Annotated in this window: 18 protein-coding genes and 1 pseudogene; 9 read left to right on the forward strand and 10 right to left on the reverse strand. The window is 65.8% G+C overall.

All coding sequences use genetic code 11. From position 1 onward, the window contains the following. Window positions 1-200: 200 nt before the first annotated feature. The 4 genes from HTUR_RS01335 (at window position 201) to HTUR_RS01350 (ending at window position 2878) form a co-directional block, all read left to right on the forward strand. On the forward strand, window positions 201-971 hold the full coding sequence (locus HTUR_RS01335) for an NAD(P)/FAD-dependent oxidoreductase (protein WP_012941499.1): 771 nt from the start codon (window positions 201-203) through the stop codon (window positions 969-971). A gap of 5 nt (window positions 972-976) precedes the next feature. Then, window positions 977-1597 (forward strand): VOC family protein, encoded by a 621-nt coding sequence (locus tag HTUR_RS01340; protein ID WP_012941500.1) that lies wholly within the window; start codon window positions 977-979, stop codon window positions 1595-1597. Beyond that, window positions 1594-2262: an alpha/beta hydrolase gene (locus tag HTUR_RS01345; protein WP_012941501.1), complete on the forward strand. Its 669-nt coding sequence runs from the start codon at window positions 1594-1596 to the stop codon at window positions 2260-2262. Before HTUR_RS01340 ends, HTUR_RS01345 begins: the two co-directional genes overlap by 4 nt. A 106-nt stretch (window positions 2263-2368) precedes the next feature. Then, window positions 2369-2878, forward strand: a complete 510-nt coding sequence (locus tag HTUR_RS01350; protein ID WP_012941502.1) for a hypothetical protein — start codon at window positions 2369-2371, stop codon at window positions 2876-2878. Window positions 2879-2884: 6 nt separating this feature from the next. Here the strand turns inward: HTUR_RS01350 and HTUR_RS01355 are convergent, their stop codons facing one another. From HTUR_RS01355 to HTUR_RS28390, 5 genes are all read right to left on the reverse strand, one after another. Continuing rightward, window positions 2885-3301 carry a universal stress protein gene (locus HTUR_RS01355; protein ID WP_012941503.1) on the reverse strand — a complete coding sequence of 139 codons (417 nt, stop codon included), beginning with the start codon at window positions 3299-3301 and terminating at the stop codon, window positions 2885-2887. 129 nt (window positions 3302-3430) lie between these two features. Continuing rightward, the gene (locus tag HTUR_RS01360; RefSeq protein ID WP_012941504.1) at window positions 3431-4609 is read right to left on the reverse strand and encodes an inorganic phosphate transporter; all 1179 of its coding nucleotides are present in this window, start codon (window positions 4607-4609) and stop codon (window positions 3431-3433) included. Window positions 4610-4864: 255 nt separating this feature from the next. Continuing rightward, on the reverse strand, window positions 4865-5968 hold the full coding sequence (locus tag HTUR_RS01365; RefSeq protein WP_012941505.1) for an aminopeptidase: 1104 nt from the start codon (window positions 5966-5968) through the stop codon (window positions 4865-4867). Window positions 5969-6047: 79 nt separating this feature from the next. Next, complete coding sequence (locus HTUR_RS01370; protein ID WP_226377465.1) at window positions 6048-6275, reverse strand: hypothetical protein; 228 nt, start codon at window positions 6273-6275, stop codon at window positions 6048-6050. Window positions 6276-6295: 20 nt separating this feature from the next. After that, complete coding sequence (locus tag HTUR_RS28390; RefSeq protein WP_012941507.1) at window positions 6296-6421, reverse strand: DUF7859 family protein; 126 nt, start codon at window positions 6419-6421, stop codon at window positions 6296-6298. Between the two features lie 432 nt (window positions 6422-6853). Here HTUR_RS28390 and HTUR_RS27825 point away from each other — a divergent pair. Together HTUR_RS27825 and HTUR_RS01375 are read left to right on the forward strand one after the other, a co-directional pair. After that, a pseudogene (locus HTUR_RS27825) lies at window positions 6854-6991 on the forward strand (transcription initiation factor IIB family protein); the annotation flags it as partial. Between the two features lie 115 nt (window positions 6992-7106). After that, window positions 7107-8450, forward strand: coding sequence for a DUF7125 family protein (locus HTUR_RS01375; protein ID WP_012941508.1), 1344 nt, complete (start codon window positions 7107-7109; stop codon window positions 8448-8450). A gap of 50 nt (window positions 8451-8500) precedes the next feature. Here the strand turns inward: HTUR_RS01375 and HTUR_RS01380 are convergent, their stop codons facing one another. Further along, the gene (locus HTUR_RS01380) at window positions 8501-9199 is read right to left on the reverse strand and encodes a MinD/ParA family ATP-binding protein (protein WP_012941509.1); all 699 of its coding nucleotides are present in this window, start codon (window positions 9197-9199) and stop codon (window positions 8501-8503) included. Further along, window positions 9196-9561, reverse strand: a complete 366-nt coding sequence (locus tag HTUR_RS01385; protein WP_012941510.1) for a DUF7857 domain-containing protein — start codon at window positions 9559-9561, stop codon at window positions 9196-9198. The genes HTUR_RS01380 and HTUR_RS01385 overlap by 4 nt, the downstream gene beginning before the upstream one ends. A 262-nt stretch (window positions 9562-9823) precedes the next feature. Here HTUR_RS01385 and HTUR_RS01390 point away from each other — a divergent pair, with 262 nt between their 5' ends. Then, a complete protein-coding gene (locus tag HTUR_RS01390) occupies window positions 9824-10837 on the forward strand; it encodes a type II glyceraldehyde-3-phosphate dehydrogenase (RefSeq protein ID WP_012941511.1) in 1014 nt (337 codons plus the stop codon). Between the two features lie 125 nt (window positions 10838-10962). Beyond that, entirely contained in the window at window positions 10963-11364 is a 402-nt protein-coding gene (locus HTUR_RS01395; protein ID WP_012941512.1) for an Hsp20/alpha crystallin family protein, read from the forward strand. A gap of 30 nt (window positions 11365-11394) precedes the next feature. Here HTUR_RS01395 and HTUR_RS01400 read toward each other — a convergent pair whose 3' ends face one another. The 3 genes from HTUR_RS01400 to HTUR_RS01410 all read right to left on the reverse strand — a co-directional run bounded on the left by HTUR_RS01400 (window position 11395) and on the right by HTUR_RS01410 (window position 13610). Then, entirely contained in the window at window positions 11395-12267 is an 873-nt protein-coding gene (locus tag HTUR_RS01400; RefSeq protein ID WP_012941513.1) for an ATP-grasp domain-containing protein, read from the reverse strand. Between the two features lie 358 nt (window positions 12268-12625). Further along, window positions 12626-13156 carry a 50S ribosomal protein L16 gene (locus tag HTUR_RS01405; RefSeq protein ID WP_012941514.1) on the reverse strand — a complete coding sequence of 177 codons (531 nt, stop codon included), beginning with the start codon at window positions 13154-13156 and terminating at the stop codon, window positions 12626-12628. A 223-nt stretch (window positions 13157-13379) separates the two neighbouring features. Continuing rightward, window positions 13380-13610, reverse strand: coding sequence for a hypothetical protein (locus HTUR_RS01410; RefSeq protein WP_012941515.1), 231 nt, complete (start codon window positions 13608-13610; stop codon window positions 13380-13382). A 565-nt stretch (window positions 13611-14175) separates the two neighbouring features. Between HTUR_RS01410 and HTUR_RS01415 the strand changes: the two genes are divergently transcribed. After that, a complete protein-coding gene (locus HTUR_RS01415) occupies window positions 14176-15357 on the forward strand; it encodes a CBS domain-containing protein (RefSeq protein WP_012941516.1) in 1182 nt (393 codons plus the stop codon). The last annotated feature ends 35 nt before the right edge of the window (window positions 15358-15392 follow it).

The raw sequence follows: 15392 nt of genomic DNA on the forward strand, positions 1-15392 counted from the left end.
ACCACGGAAATACTGATGATACGGCGAAACCGGTTGTCCGTTCGAGCGACACGTCGATGATGTGTCGGCACGCGCACTGCCGCTATCGCGGGACGTTCGTCCGAGGGCCGGCGACCGCAGCGCCCGGTAACACGCGTGTTACGTAGTTGACCCGGCGTCTCTGCGGGGTTCATACGGCTGCGGTAACATTCTGTAACTACATGAGCGACGAGACGTCTGCGGACGAATCCGAACGGAACGCATCTGTGATCGTCATCGGCGGCGGCCCCGCCGGCCTCAGCGCCGCGCTCTTCACCGCGAAGAACGGCCTCGAGACGACGGTGTTCGACGCCGACGAGACCTGGATGCACAAGGCACACCTGTTCAACTACCTGGGAATCGGCTCGGTCGGCGGCAGCGAGTTCATGGCCACCGCGCGCCAGCAGGTCGACGACTTCGGCGCGGACCGGCGACAGGGCGAGGAAGTGACCGCGGTCGGCGACTCCGGCGAGGGCTTCGTCGTCGAGACCAGCGTTGCGTCGGAGACGCAACGAGCAGACGGCGATAGCGCGGAGCAAAGTCGAGGGAAATCGGAGAGTTCCCGACCTTCGGGAGACGACGTCTCCCGAGACTCCGCGGACCGTTCGAGCGGGCGACGCTCGCGAGAAGAAGCCGCCGACGACGACGGCGAGTACGAGGCCGACTACGTGGTCCTCGCGACGGGCGCGAACCGCGACCTCGCGGAAGAACTGGGCGTCGACTTCGCCGAGAACGGCACCGTCGATGTCGGCGTCGAGATGGAGACCAGCGTCGAGGGCGCCTACGCGACGGGCGCGATGGTCCGCCCCGAGGAGTGGCAGGCCGCCATCGCCGTCGGCGACGGTGCCGCCGCAGCACTCAACATCCTCTCGAGCGAACGGGGAGAACACTACCACGACTTCGACGTTCCCGCGGACGCCGAGCGCGTCTTCGGTGAACTGGTCGCGGAGTAACACCCATGTCACAGGATCACCCGAACCCAGTCACGCCCGAACTGCCCGACAGCCCCGTCCACACGACCGGAACCGACCACATCACCATCTGGGGTAGCAACGAGGCCGACACGATCGAGTTCTACCGCGACCTGCTCGGCATGCCCCTCGTGCTCCGCCAGCCGAACCTCGACGACCCCTCTCAGACCCACCTGTTCTTCGACACGGGTGACGGCCGGATCCTGACGTTCTTCGTCAGCGACGACCGCCCCTCCGCCCGCGGCCAGCGGGCCGGCGTCGGCGCCGTCCACCACCTCTGTTTCAGCGTCGACCCCGACGAGTACGAGGAGACGATGCAGGCCTTAGAAGACGCAGGCCACGGCTACAACGTCTTCGACCGGGGCATCTTCCACTCGATCTACACCCGCGACAACAACGGCCTCGTGATCGAGCTCTCGACGGACAAGTACGAGATCCCCGACGACCGCCGCGGCGAGGTCTTAGCGAAGGCCCAGGAGCTCCGCGAGGAGGACGGCGCCGACTACGCCAAGGACGAACACCTCCGCGGGGCGATCGAGGCGCTCGGCCTCGAGGTCGTCGAACACGACCTGCCCGACGCCGACGCCGGCGTCGGTGGTGTCGAATGAGCGTCGGTGACGGCGCCGACGGCCCCCACCAGGGCCAGCCGCTCGTGACGGGCGGCACTGCCCTCGAGGACGCCGAGGCCGCGATCGTCCTCACCCACGGCCGCGGCGCGACCGCCCAGGGGATGATCCAGATAGCGAACGAAGTGGGTCGGGAGGGCGTCGCCTTCCTCGCGCCGCAGGCGGCCCGGAAGACGTGGTACCCGAACTCCTTCCTCGAACCCGTCGAGCGCAACGAGCCCGGCCGAACGTCGGGCCTGCGGGCGATCGGCGACGCGATTTCGGAAGCGAACGACGCCGGCATCCCGACCGAGCGCGTCATGCTGATGGGGTTCTCGCAGGGGGCCTGCCTCGCCAGCGAGTTCGTCGCGCGCGACCCGCGACGGTACGGCGGCCTCGCCGCCCTGAGCGGCGGCCTCATCGGCGAGGACGTCGATCCCGACGACTACCTCGCCGACGATCCGGACCTCGAGGAGACACCCGTCTTCCTCGGCTGCAGCGACGTCGACCCCCACATCCCCGAGGAGCGTGTCCACGAGACGGCCGACGTCCTCGAGTCCATGAACGCCGACGTCACCAAACGGCTCTACGAGGGCATGGGACACGGCGTCAACGAGGACGAACTCGAGTTCGTCTCCGGAATGGTTGCGGACCTCGTCGACGACTGACCCTCGATCCCCCGTTCGCCGAACCGTTCTTCCGACGTTCCGCCGCGAGTGACACTCACTGCCGCCGTGACTGGCGCTTATCCACCTCAACGGCGTAGGTCCGCGTATGGAACCGAACGGCACGGACCGGCGCGGCACGGACAGGCGAGCGGTCCTGTCGACGGTAGCCGGCGCGGTCGCGGCCGTCTCCGTCGCCGGCTGTCTGGGCGGCGCGGACTCGGAGGACGACGAACCCGAACCCGGGCTCGATCAGGCGACGGCGGTCGAGGGCGACACCGACCCCGAGGCGTGGCGCGACGTCGAGTCGCTCCGGTTCGACGGCTACGTCGGCGGCTGGCTCGGCCTCGAGCCGAGCGCGATCGAGGGCGTCGAGAACCCGACGCTCGTCCTCGTCGAGGGTCGCGAGTACGAGGTCACCTGGGAGAACAAGGACGGCATTCACCACAACTTCGCGTTCTGGGACGAAGACCGCGAGGTCGTCGAGGACTACTCGACCGACGGCACCGACGTCGAGGGAGAGCGCGAGACGCTCGTCTTCGAGGCGACCCCAGAGATGGACACCTACCGCTGTGAGTACCAGCCGGCGGGACAGAAGGGCCCCGTCGAACTGATATAGCGAGGCTCACCGAACGAGGGTCACCGAGACGGGGGCGCGCCGAACGATCCGTTCGGCGACGCTGCCCAGCAGGATCCGCGAGACGCCCTTCCGACCGTGGCTACCGACGAGGATGTGGTCGACGTCGTTCTCCTCCGCGTACTTGACGACCTCTCGAGCGGGATCGCCGGAGGCGACCTCCATTCGGAAGTCGACGCCGCTCGTATCGACGAGGTCCATCAGGTCCTCGCGCAGTTTCGCGGCGGCCTCCTCCTCGCGGTCGTCGAGTAAGTCCTGAATGGCCCTGATGCTCGCTTCCGTGTAGCCGTCGGCGAACTCGACGACGCGCAGGAGGGTGATCTCCTCGTCGGCGTATTCGTCGAACGCGTATTCTACTGCCTTCTGTGCGGGCGCGGAGCCGTCGTATGCGACGAGGACTTTCATGGTTCCGGATACTGCCGCGATTGACATAAAGCCGGCCGCTGGGAACCGGGGTCGGGACGGCGTCTCGGCGTCCGCTCGAGCGACCGTCAGCCGTCGCCGCCGAACGGGCCGATCGATCGAAGGGAGCGCTCAGTGCCCGAAGAGCGGAACGAACTCGAACAGCACGAACGCCCCGACCGTCGCGACGATCGGGACGACGTTCTGCATCACGACGACCCGGGCCGTCGTCGAGGGATCGAACAGCGACGCCGCCTTCGGCGCGTCGGCGGTCTCCTGCGCGCTGGACGCCGGCGAACCGTGCTCCCCGTCGGCGGCCAGCGCGCCGACGGCGGTCGGCGCGTCCTCGCGGCGGGCGACGTCGGAGAGCGTCGGCGTCCGGGACGCCCGTCCCCAACCCAGTCCGACGATGCTCATCGTCGCCACGATGACGAAGCTCGCGGGGATGCCGACCGCCGAGAGGCTCACAACGATCGCCGAACTGATGACGGCGACGACGATCGCCGCCGGCAGCGGCAGCGCCGTGATGTCGTTGCCTAGCGTCTCGAGGGTCCGCCGGGCGATCGTGAATGCGCCGACGGCGACGGCGGCCGAGCCGAGCAGGAGCAGCGGGTCGAGTTCCAGTTCGCCGGTCGCGTACAACGGCGCGACGGCGTTTGCGATGTTGCTCGTCCCCGAGGCGTAGGCCATCAGACAACCGACGGCGACGACGGTAACCGCCCCCGATAGCTCGCGTCGCCCGTCGGTCGATTCGACGTCGGGCCGCGGCGTAATTCCCGACGAAACCACCCGTACGAGCGGTCGCTCTCGCCGACCTTCCTCGAGCGCGAGCCACGCGTGCAGCCGCGGATACCAGTACCGACCGACGACGCCGGCGACCCAGAAACCGACGACCGGTGCGAGGAGCCACCACGTGACGATCTCGCCGAGCACGGCGCGGTTGAGTTCGCCGGCCGCAAAGCCCAGCGCGGCGACCGCGCCGACGGCGGTCATCGACGTCGAGGTGGGGACGCCCGCGTAGTTGCCCAGGAACAACGCCCCGCCGATCACCAGCAGGACGGCGGCGCTCGAGCGAAGCGTGAAGACCGACTGATCCCGAAGGAGATCGCCCGCGAGCGTGTCGACGACTTCCGGACCGACGGTCAGGGCGCCAGCGAAGAAACAGACGGACATGAGCGCCGCCGCGACGACCTTGCCAATTACGCCGGCCCCAACGGCGGGGCCGAACGCCGGTCCAGTCGTCGACCCACCGATGTTGTACCCGACGAAGGCCGCGACGAGCAGCCCGACGGCGAGCAACAGCGCGGACATAGACGTTCGGTACGTCAATACGTTATGTGAAATATTTGTGGATTATGGAACTGACATACTCGAGGCCCCGCCGTCGCTCTCGGCGATGATCGGTATCCATTTCGAGTTCGATTCGGCGAGTACTCACGCAAAAACTTCGATGAAAATACCGGAAGCGCACGACGCTTCCGAACCCGCGCTCACGTCGTTCGCGAGGAAGCCGCGACTCGCGGTTCGCTCCGCTCACCGATCGGAATCTCGGCGTTTTCGCTCCGCTCAAATGCCGCTCTCTTCGAATCCGTCCTCGAACCGGAACGTCCCGTCCCGCTGCACCACTTCGCCATCCACTTCGATGACCGAATCTTCGCTCATGTCGACGATCATGTCGACGTGGACCGCCGAATCGTTGGCCTCGTTGCCCTCGCCGACGGTGTCGTCGTAGGCCCGGCCAACGGCCATGTGGACCGTATCGCCCATCTTCTCGTCGAACAGCATGTTGTAGGTGAACTGATCGATGTCGCGGTTCATCCCGATACCGAGTTCACCCAGGCGCCGCGCGCCGTCGTCCGTGTTGAGGACTTCGGTGAGGACGTCCTCGTTCTTCGCCGCCGAGTGGTCGACGACCTCGCCGCCCTCGAACTCGAGGTAGACGTCCGTGATCTCCCGACCCTGGTGGTACAGCGGCATGTCGAACAGCACCTCACCCTCGACGCTGTCGGGCTGTGGCGCGGTGAAGACCTCGCCACCGGGCAGGTTGTGCTCGCCGTGGTCGTTGAGCGTCGGGTTGCCGGCGATCGACATCGTGACGTCGGTCGTATCGCCGCTCTTGATCCGGATCTCATCGGCGGGATCCATGATCTCGACCATGTGCTCCTGGTGTTCGCGCTGTTCCTCCCAGTCCTTGTTGACGGCGTCCCAGACGAAGTTCTCGTAGCCCTCAGTGCTCATCTCGGCCAGTTGGGCGTTGGCCGGCGCGGGATACTGGGTGAGACACCAGCGCTTCGAGAGCCGTTCCTCTAAGATCGGCCGGTGGGCCTGCTGGTAGGCCGCCTGCGTCTCGGGATCGACGTCGCTGGTCTGCGTGACGTTGTCGCTGGCGCGGATGGCGATGTAGACGTCCGTGTTCTGGATGAGCGCGAGTTCGTGCTCAGGCGTTTCGTACTCATCATCACCCGCCCGAAGGAAGGCCCGCCGCTGGCGCTCGCCCGTGCGCTGGCTGACCGTCACCGGATTCGCACCCTGATCGCCGATGACCTCGTGAAGGGCGACGACCAAGTCCTCGGCGACGGGGTGGGCGTCGACGACGACGTTGTCGCCTTCCTGCAGATCGACCGAGTGGTTCGCGATGACCTCGGCGTGCTCGCGGATACGTGGGTCCATGTGACAGACGTCTGCGACCGCCGGGATACCGTTTTCGCATCGACACTCGAGGTAAGCGGGGCGTCGCGGTCCGGCCAGTCTAGTCTCGGTTCGCCAGGAAAATCCCGAGATAGATCGACGCCAGCGCGCACCCGACGCCCGCACCGAACGCCAGCGTGAACGGCGACTCGAGGGTGACTTCGCCGCCCTCGTCGATCACCCAGCCGCCGAAACCCAGCAGAAGCAGCCAGAACGCCGCGGTGCGCAACGCGAGGACGGCCCCGCGGGCCAGCGAGCGCCGGGGTCGAGCGGAGTCGGTCTCGCTCACGGTCTCAGACACTCGGTCGATTATCGCATTCCGTCCCGGAACTCGAGGATGGTCCGTCGAATGAGCAGATACGAGAAGAAGATCAACGTGAGGAGGATCACCACGATGGCGATGATGACGGGGTCGTCGGGGATGAGGTCGAACATACCGGGGGTACCGTGTCAGCGCGCAAAATCGTTTCGACCTCGGTCACGTGTTGGCGACGCGACTCGATACGGTCGCGATCGCTTCGGCGACCGAAACTAACTCAAACAGATGTTTCAGCTTGCGCTGACTATATTCTACGACGGAACGTAGTCGAGCGTGCGTCTCGGTCGTCGTCCGCGAGGAAACGATCGAGACGGGTCGCCCGCGACTCCGCTATCACCCTCCCAACCCGACCGCTTCGATCCGACGCGGGCGATCGACGGCCGGCCGTCGATGCCGAACTCCCGCTCTGATCGCGTTTCCGATAGGTTGCCGGAACGCGACGGTCCCGCTGGCGCGATGAGTCCCCGCGCCTTGTTCCGCCGATCAGTTTCGCCTTCTACACCGTTCGGTAGCGTCCGATCGTCGGTTCGCGACGCTCGACAGCAATAGAGTCGGCGGAACTGCTGTACGGCCGCTCGCTCGAGGGGTTCGCGGCCGCCTGCGTCTACGCGACCTGTCGGATTCAGTCGATCTCGCGCACGATCGACGAGATCGTCGACGTCACGCAGACGGCGGTCGCGGAGCTCGCCGGCGTCTCGCGGATGACCGTCCGCTCGACCGCGACGGAGCTCAATCAGTGGGAGTAGTAATTCAGCGGCTTCGTGTACACGTTCAAATGGGAAGAGGAAGCCTAATCGAGGCATGATCGCAATCGCCGGTGCGAAAGGTGGCTGTGGCAAGACGACGACGACGCTGGGTCTCGCCGAGGCGTTCGGTCGTGCCGGAACGCCCGCGCTCGCGGTCGACGCCGACCGACAGCTTCCGAACCTCCACGTCAGGGGCGGTATCGATCGCGAACCGACGCTCGTGGCGGCACGGGGTGAAGACGACGTACTGCAGGCCGCCCAGACGGACCCGCGGTCGTCGAACGTCGCGTTGCTCCCGGCGCCGAAGTCCTCCGAGCAACTCGATATGGAGACGGCCATAGAGCGACTGTCGCCCGACTCGGTGCAGTCGCTGATCGACTGCCCGTCGGGCGCGGGCCCCGACGTCGTCGATCCGCTCTCGGTCGCCGACGCGGTGGTCGTCGTCACGACCGCGGACGACCGGAGTCTGGACGCCGCCGAGACGACCGTGGAGATGGCGAACCGGCTCGGCGTCCCGGTGCTCGGCGCGATCATCAACCAGTCGACCGACATCCCCGAGACGGTCCGGTCGTGGGTCGATGTGCCGGTACTGGGCGTCGTTCCCGAGGTCGACGACCCGCTGTCGAGCGACGACTCCCGGGCCGTCTACGACGAAATCGTGCGGACGCTCCAGACGAAGAACGCGACGGTCCGGACGCCGCCGGCGTACGCCGACGAACTGCTGGGGACCGGTATCGACACCCTCGACCGCCGACTCGGCGGCGGCTTCCCGCCCGGCACCGTCGTCGCGCTGACGGCCGATCCGGCGAGTCAGAGCGAACAGCTCCTCTACCAGACGACGGCCGTCCGCGGCTCGCTGTACATCACGACGCGTCGCTCCGAACGGAACGTCGACCGCGCGATCGAGTCGTCGACGCTCGAGACCGGCTCCCCGACGGTTCGCCGGATCGACGGCGAGGGCGCCGAGCCCTTCGACCGGTTCCGGGAGATCCTCGACAAGCTTCCCGATGGCGCGAACCTGCTCGTCGACACCGCGAGCGCGCTCGAGCGCCGCGACAGGAGGGCCTACGTCGCGTTTCTGAACGATCTCAAGGACAGAATGGCCGAGACCAACGGCGTCGCCGTCCTCCACTGTCCGACGCGAACGGTCCCGGAAAACCGCGAGATTACGACCCACTTCGCGGACGTCGTGCTCGAACTCGAGACCGTCTCGTCCGGTGTCGGTGCGGACGTCGAACACTATCTTTCGGTCCCGAAACATCGCGCTGACTGCGGTTTCTCCGAGACGATCGAACTGCGCTTCGACGGAACGTCGAACGCGATTACGGTGCCGGCCGACGGGGAACTGGGAGCCGGCTCCGCTCCCGGCGTTACCGCCGAGCGTCGATCGGACGAATAGCAGTCGGAATCGAGTGCCGACGCCGCGCCGTCGGCGTGGCCGTCGTTCGATCAGTGAACGCCGATACGGCTCGAGATCCGCTGTTCGGACCGTTCGATGGTCCTGGCGATCTCGTCGAACGCGCCGACCGCCGGACAGTCCGGATCGACGTCGTCGACGGGCAGCCACCGCGACTGGGCCTCGTCGACCGTCGCTCGGTCTTCGACGATCGTGGTCGTCGCACCGAACCGTTCTTCGACGCGACTCGCGAGATCGCCGTGCTCGTCGCGATCGGCCCGGTTGAGGACGACCGACGCGATCGGCGTCTCGAGATCGGCCGCGACGCGTCGCGTCCGGACGGCGTCGACGAGCGCGGCTTCGTCCGGCGTCGTGACGAGGACGGCGAGGTGGGCCGTCTCGAGTTGCGTCCCCACGTCCCTCGCGAGGCCCGCGGGACAGTCGATGACGACCCGGCCGTACTCCCGCTCGAGCCGTTCGACGACGCGGTCGAGCGCGGAGAGATCCGCCGCACGGGCGCCGGCCAGGGTCCGTCCGCAGGAGAGGTAGCGAACCGGTCCGAACCGTTCGACGGCCGCGACCGGGTCGGCGCGGCCGGCGAGGACGTCGTGGAGGTCGGGGCCGGTTCCGGGCGGGAGATCCGCCGTCGCGAGGTCGCCGTCGACGACGACCGCGTCGAGTTCGTACCCGAGGTTGAGCGACGTCGTCGACTTCCCCACTCCTCCCTTGCCGCCGGTTACCGCGACGATCATAGCTCCCGCGAGAGGACGTCCGTCGTCGGCGCCCACTCCTCGAGGTCGGCGAGGACGGTCTTCGACGAGGGCGACTCGTCGCCGTCCGCTCGGCGCACCTCGGCGATTTCGACCGGCGACTCGATCGGGGGCACCGGACTGGCGAATCCGAGGCCGCGCGTCCGGCCCGGTTTGACCGTCCCGGTCCACCCGCTGTCGTCCCATTCGGGGGCCGCGACCGACCCCGCCCGCGGCGGCCAGACCGGTCCCTCGAGTCGACTCCGCAGGCGAATCGTCTGTGGCGTCGACCGAGTGTTCGTGACGGTCGCCTGGACTAGCGTCACGTCCTCGTGTCGCTCACACGTCGCTTCCACCTCGACCATACCACTATTATCGCGCTCGATTACGTATAAATTACATCACCAGTGCGGCGATTCGTAGTCACCTCGAACGAGAGAGGTGGGGAACCCCCTCGACGCCGACGTCATATCGCTGGCGACCGGCGTGATGCCGCCTCGACCGCCGCTCGCGACCGTTTCGGCTCGCGGAATTGCTACAGAAATCCGCGTAAAACTCTCTGTCGAGTTAAAATCGGTCGAGAAGCCTCGAAACGGTTATCCCCCTCGGTAGTGGACTCCCGGGTATATGATCCAGGTCGCGATCAACGGCTACGGCACGATCGGCAAACGCGTCGCGGACGCCGTCCGCGAGCAGCCCGATATGGAGGTTCGCGGCGTCGCCAAAACGCGTCCCAACTTCGAGGCCGAGACGGCCGTCGACAAGGGGTTCCCGCTCTACGCAGCCGTCGAAGAACGGGCCGATCAGTTCGCGGACGCCGGCCTCGAGATCGCCGGTCCGGTCGAAGACCTCGTCGACGCGGCCGACGTCGTCGTCGACGCAACGCCCTCGGGCATCGGCGCCGAGAACAAATCGATGTACGAGGCGTACGACACGCCCGCGCTCTATCAGGGCGGCGAGGACGCCGACCTCGTCGACACCAGCTTCAACGCCCGTTCGAACTTCGAGGACGCGACCGGGGCCGACCACGTCCGCGTCGTCTCCTGTAACACGACGGGCCTCTCCCGCGTGATCGCGCCCCTCCGGGAGGCCTACGGCGTCGAGAAGGTCCGCGCGACGCTCGTCCGGCGGGGCGGCGACCCCGGCCAGACCTCCCGCGGCCCGATCAACGACATCCTGCCGAACCCGGTGACGATCCCCTCCCACCACGGCCCCGACGTCGAGACAATCTTCGACGATCTGGACATCGACACGCTGGGCATGAAGGTCCCCGCGACGCTGATGCACATGCACAGTCTCAACGTCACTCTCGAGGAGGAGGTCGACGCGAGCGAGGTTCGCGACCTGTTCGCCGAGGAGTCCCGGCTCTTCCTGATCCCCGAGCGGATGGACATCGACGGCAGCGGCAAGCTCAAGGAGTACGCGCTGGACGCGGGCCGCCCGCGCGGCGACGTCTGGGAAAACTGCATCTGGGAGGAGTCGATCTCCACCGTCGGCGACGACCTCTACCTCTTCCAGGGGATTCACCAGGAGAGCGACGTCGTCCCCGAGAACGTCGACGCGATCCGAGCGGTGCTCGGCGAAGCCGACGCCGAGGAGAGCATCGAGACGACCAACGAGACGATGGGCATCGGGCTGTAGCCCTCGAGTTTCTGTCGTCGTCACGCCGACGCATCGCGTTTTCGACGTCGGTTCGCCGGTTTCGCTCGTCTCGAACAACTAGTGACGACAGAAAGTTTTTGGCCCGCGGTCTACTACACGTTCGCATGCGCCGAGACGACCGCGACGAACCCTTCGACGACCTGTTTCGCGAGATCGAGCGGATGATGAACGAAATGATGAACGGCGCGGACGCGAACGTCGACTTCTCCTCCTCGAGCGACGTCGGCAACGGCTTCGGGATGGACACCCACGTCGACATTCACGAGACCGACGACGAGGTCCGAGTCGTCGCCGATCTCCCGGGCGTCGAGAAGGACAACATCGAACTCGAGTGCGACGGGAAGACCCTGACCATCTCCGCCGAGAGCGAGCACCGCCAGTACGACGAACGCGTCTCCCTGCCGACCCGCGTTAACGAGCACACCGCCTCGGCGACCTACAACAACGGCGTCCTCGAGGTCGTCTTCGATCCCGCGGAGCAGTCCTCGGGCATCAGTCTCGAGTAACCCGGTCAGTCGCGGTCGACGCCCTCGTTTTCACTGCCGGTCCGCAGCCGTTCGAATCGCGTCCGCGAGTCGATCGTAGAAGTCCGGTTCGTACTTCGTTTCGTCGTCGATCGTCGGCCGCGCGTTCGTCTCGTTGACCACCAGTCGGTCGTCGGTCTCGAGCAGATCGACGCCGAGGAACGGGATCTCGAGCGCTGCCGCGACCCGCTCGGCCAGCTCGCGGTACTCGTCAGGTAACTCGACGCCCGTCGCCTCCGCGCCGCGGTGGACGTTGTGTTTCCACTGGCCCTCGGCGACGGCCTCGTCGGGCAGCCGTCGCTCGACCGCGCCGACGTACTCGCCCTCGAGGACCATCACACGGTAGTCGGTCGCGTCGGGGAGGTACTCCTGGACGAGAAACGACTGGTCGCCCGTCGCCTTGTAATCGTGGACCAGCGAGAGGTAGTCACAGATTCCCAGAAAGGAATCGAGGTCGTGGGCCTTCGCGACGCCGACGCCGCGAGTCGTCGAGTTCGGCTTGACGACTACCGGCGGCTCGAACCGCTCGAAGACGTCGGTCAGCTCCGCTTCACCGACGTCGTTCGAGACGTAGACCGACTCCGGAACCGGCAGGTCGGCCCGCCCGAGTCGCGCCAGCACCTCGGCCTTGTTACGCGAGGTTAGCACCGTCTCGTGGTCGTTGAGCCACGGGATCTCGAGCAAGGCGTCGGCGACGCCGCCCTCCATGAGTCGGCCGGGGTAGACGAACCCCACGTCGTAGTCGTCCGCGTCCCATGGCGGATCGCCGAGCGCGATCGTGCGCTCGCGCACGGGCACGTGATGAACCCGTATCCCCCGCTCGGACAGCGGCTCCTGCATCCGCCGGAACGTCTGTTTCGCGTTCGCTACCGCGAGCTCGATCATAGTCGGCACTCGGGAGTAGAGGGGTAAAAAGGTGCTCGAGACCGGCCACACTCGAGTTCACGGATTCGGCCGGGAGTGCGTCTCGAGCAGATGCGAGAGACGCATGACTCTACGGAAGAGCAAGCTCTTCCGAGCATCGCGGACGCTCCGCGTCCGCTCAACGGGGGAGGGCAGGCCGTTGCCCTGTCACCGACCGCGAGCGAGGCTGAAGGCCGAGCGAGCGGGCCGACGACCGATGTGAACGAACGACTGGGCGACGCGAAGCGTCGCTCAGGAGTGAGTGAGCGGAGAGAGGAGTGCTTTTCATCGAAGTTTTCCCGAGGGTGCGCCACAGGCGCACCCGCAGAGGAAAAGTTCGTTATGCGATAAGCTGTTCTTCGCCCTTCTCGACGACGACGCGACACGGCGGCGAGATCTTGTTGTAGGCGCGGCGCATCGCCTCCTTGGCGAACTCGGCGTCGTCGACGTCACACCAGATCGTGAAGATGCGCTCGCCGGCGTCGATACGCGCGGCGGTGCCGACGATCTTCCCGAAGGCCTGACGCATCCCGTCGGAAACACGGTCTGCACCCGCACCCGTCGCCTGCTTGTTCTCGCGGATGACGTGGTGGGGGAACTTCCGGAGGATCATCTTGTAGTTGTTCTCGCCGGCGTTTTTCAGCATGTGACGGTTGGCCGAGAGACGCGAGGCCTCGAGGCTCCCGTGGCGAAGCTGAACCTCTTCTTCGGTGATGAGGCTGATCTGAACGGGGTAGTCCTCGGGATCGGCGCTGATGTCGCCCATCTTGTGCTGTGCAATCTTGGAGCCCGGGATGCCGGTGATGTATTCGCGTCGCGTGTAGGCCGGCTTGCTGATCTCCCGGTACATTGAGGCGGGTTTGTCGGACATGGTTGTGGTTACTTACGAAAACGCAGGCCTACCGTGCGGATAAAGGCTTCGAAGCGCGCGCTGGATGCGGGTCCGCGGCTATGTACGTCGACGGCTGGGTCGGTAGCATTCGAGTACCGATGCGAGCGGGCCCACTCTCGAGGCCGGACGACGGTCGACGAGCCAGCGGCTCGGTGGCGAGCGGTCAACGGGCGCTCTAACGCGGCACGGTCGGCGAGAACAATCAGCGAATCGGCACGTACGTTCCGTCGCACTTCTCGATCAGCTGCTGACTCGAGAGGGAGTTACAGACGCTCAGGATGTCGATCTTCTTCATGGCCAGCACCTGGCCCAGTTCGTCGACCGTCGCTCCGTCCGTCGCCTCGAGGTAGAGGTAGACGAGCTTCCCCTGTGCGGAGTTGAGTTCGGTCGGCAGTTCGGTGAGTCCGGCGTCGGCGTGGGTCTGTTCCATCATCGTAGTTACATCATCGACGAACTACCGTATAAACCTATTGTGCACCGAGTGCATATTCGGTAATGGATACTAGCGTCATTATATGTGTACCGAGTCAGTCACACGCAGACTCGATATCGGACTCGATCGCTATTCTCCATGGAATCGCATTCTCGAGCCCGTCAGACACTCTCTCTCGATAAGTACTACATTTCGTATATTTTGGTGGCGGAAAGCGAACCGTTTCGACCAGTAGGTGAAACCGCGATCCGAAGCGCGAATAATTGTATCTATAGTTACTATAAGACGACGCTCGCGACCCATATAATGAATATTAATATCGGTGGTTGTCGACGCGGCGAAGACACCTCGAGGCGGTGCCTAGCAACTCTCTACCTCGACTTCGGCTACCAATGATCGCTCGAACTGGCCGGTGGGGGTGACGAGCGGACGGACAGTTCGACTGACGTCACTGCGTTCTCGATACTGTGGTCGGGGAGTACAGAACAAGGTCAAACCGGGACGACAAACGGTGACCCTCGCCTTCGTCGGCGTTTTTAAGGCCTTTCCACGGGTAATATGTTGCATGCCTCGGAGTTTCCGGATCGGTTCCCTGTTCGGGATCCCGATCAAGTTGGATCTCACGTTTCTGTTGGTGCTTCCGCTGTTCGCCTATCTCATCGGCGCACAGATCGAACCCGTCGCGGGTCTGCTCAACGACGGGCTCGCGGCGGGTATCGACGTCGGCGCCATCACGTCCGGGCCGATGCCGTGGATACTCGGGTTGGCGGCGGCGATCGGGCTGTTCGTCGGCGTCGTACTCCACGAACTCGGCCACTCGCTGACGGCCCAGCGCTACGGCTTTCCGATCGACTCGATTACGCTCTGGCTGTTCGGCGGCATCGCCGCGCTCTCGGAGATGCCCGAGGACTGGCGACAGGAGTTCACCATCGCTATCGCCGGTCCGATCGTCTCCGTGTTCGTCGGCGTCGGTTCGTACGCGCTCTTTCTGATCGTCCCCGAAAGTCTCGACGGTGCCCGGTTCGTCCTCGGGTATCTCGCCGTTCTGAACGTCGTGCTCGCGGGTTTCAACATGATCCCCGCGTTCCCGATGGACGGTGGCCGGGTCCTTCGGGCGTTTCTCGCCCGCAGTCAGCCGTACGCGAAAGCGACCCAGCAGGCCGCCAGCATCGGCAAACTGTTCGCGGTCCTCATGGGACTGTTCGGCCTCTTCGCGGGGGGGAACATCATTCTCATCGGCGTCGCCTTCTTCGTCTACATCGCCGCCTCGAGCGAGGCCCAACAGGTGACGATGAAGGCCGCGTTCCAGGACGTCACCGTCGGCGACATCATGACGCCCGCCGGCGACCTCCACACGGTCGAACCCGAGACCACGATTGCGGAGCTGGTCCAGCGGATGTTCACCGAGCGCCACACCGGCTACCCGGTGATCGATACGGACGCGTTCGAGGGCGAGCGCCTCGTCGGACTCGTCACGCTGACCGACGCCCGCGAGGTGGATCCGGTCGAGCGCGACGCGTTCACGGTCGACGAGGTGATGTCGACCGACCTGAAGACGATTACGCCCGACTCGGACGCGATGACGGCGATCGAGGAGATGCGCGAGAACAACATCGGTCGCCTACTCGTCGTGGACGACGGCGACCTCGTCGGCCTGATCTCGCGGTCCGACGTGATGACCGCCTTCGACATCGTCCAGAAGAGCGGTGCGGTCAGCTCCGGCGGCCTCCCGCGGACCGCGAACTGATCGGTGCGCCGAGTCGCGCCGAACGGCCGACGCGA

The sequence above is a fragment of the Haloterrigena turkmenica DSM 5511 genome (assembly GCF_000025325.1).
In the GTDB taxonomy this organism is placed as follows: domain Archaea; phylum Halobacteriota; class Halobacteria; order Halobacteriales; family Natrialbaceae; genus Haloterrigena; species Haloterrigena turkmenica.

What these genes read in the sequence shown, in the direction of transcription:
- HTUR_RS01335 (WP_012941499.1), top strand. Translation starts at nt 201, where the DNA reads ATGAGCGACGAGACGTCTGCGGACGAATCCGAACGGAACGCATCTGTG.
- HTUR_RS01340 (WP_012941500.1), top strand. Translation starts at nt 977, where the DNA reads ATGTCACAGGATCACCCGAACCCAGTCACGCCCGAACTGCCCGACAGC.
- HTUR_RS01345 (WP_012941501.1), top strand. Translation starts at nt 1,594, where the DNA reads ATGAGCGTCGGTGACGGCGCCGACGGCCCCCACCAGGGCCAGCCGCTC.
- HTUR_RS01350 (WP_012941502.1), top strand. Translation starts at nt 2,369, where the DNA reads ATGGAACCGAACGGCACGGACCGGCGCGGCACGGACAGGCGAGCGGTC.
- HTUR_RS01355 (WP_012941503.1), bottom strand. Translation starts at nt 3,301, where the DNA reads ATGAAAGTCCTCGTCGCATACGACGGCTCCGCGCCCGCACAGAAGGCA.
- HTUR_RS01360 (WP_012941504.1), bottom strand. Translation starts at nt 4,609, where the DNA reads ATGTCCGCGCTGTTGCTCGCCGTCGGGCTGCTCGTCGCGGCCTTCGTC.
- HTUR_RS01365 (WP_012941505.1), bottom strand. Translation starts at nt 5,968, where the DNA reads ATGGACCCACGTATCCGCGAGCACGCCGAGGTCATCGCGAACCACTCG.
- HTUR_RS28390 (WP_012941507.1), bottom strand. Translation starts at nt 6,421, where the DNA reads ATGTTCGACCTCATCCCCGACGACCCCGTCATCATCGCCATCGTGGTG.
- HTUR_RS01375 (WP_012941508.1), top strand. Translation starts at nt 7,107, where the DNA reads ATGATCGCAATCGCCGGTGCGAAAGGTGGCTGTGGCAAGACGACGACG.
- HTUR_RS01380 (WP_012941509.1), bottom strand. Translation starts at nt 9,199, where the DNA reads ATGATCGTCGCGGTAACCGGCGGCAAGGGAGGAGTGGGGAAGTCGACG.
- HTUR_RS01385 (WP_012941510.1), bottom strand. Translation starts at nt 9,561, where the DNA reads ATGGTCGAGGTGGAAGCGACGTGTGAGCGACACGAGGACGTGACGCTA.
- HTUR_RS01390 (WP_012941511.1), top strand. Translation starts at nt 9,824, where the DNA reads ATGATCCAGGTCGCGATCAACGGCTACGGCACGATCGGCAAACGCGTC.
- HTUR_RS01395 (WP_012941512.1), top strand. Translation starts at nt 10,963, where the DNA reads ATGCGCCGAGACGACCGCGACGAACCCTTCGACGACCTGTTTCGCGAG.
- HTUR_RS01400 (WP_012941513.1), bottom strand. Translation starts at nt 12,267, where the DNA reads ATGATCGAGCTCGCGGTAGCGAACGCGAAACAGACGTTCCGGCGGATG.
- HTUR_RS01405 (WP_012941514.1), bottom strand. Translation starts at nt 13,156, where the DNA reads ATGTCCGACAAACCCGCCTCAATGTACCGGGAGATCAGCAAGCCGGCC.
- HTUR_RS01410 (WP_012941515.1), bottom strand. Translation starts at nt 13,610, where the DNA reads ATGATGGAACAGACCCACGCCGACGCCGGACTCACCGAACTGCCGACC.
- HTUR_RS01415 (WP_012941516.1), top strand. Translation starts at nt 14,176, where the DNA reads ATGCCTCGGAGTTTCCGGATCGGTTCCCTGTTCGGGATCCCGATCAAG.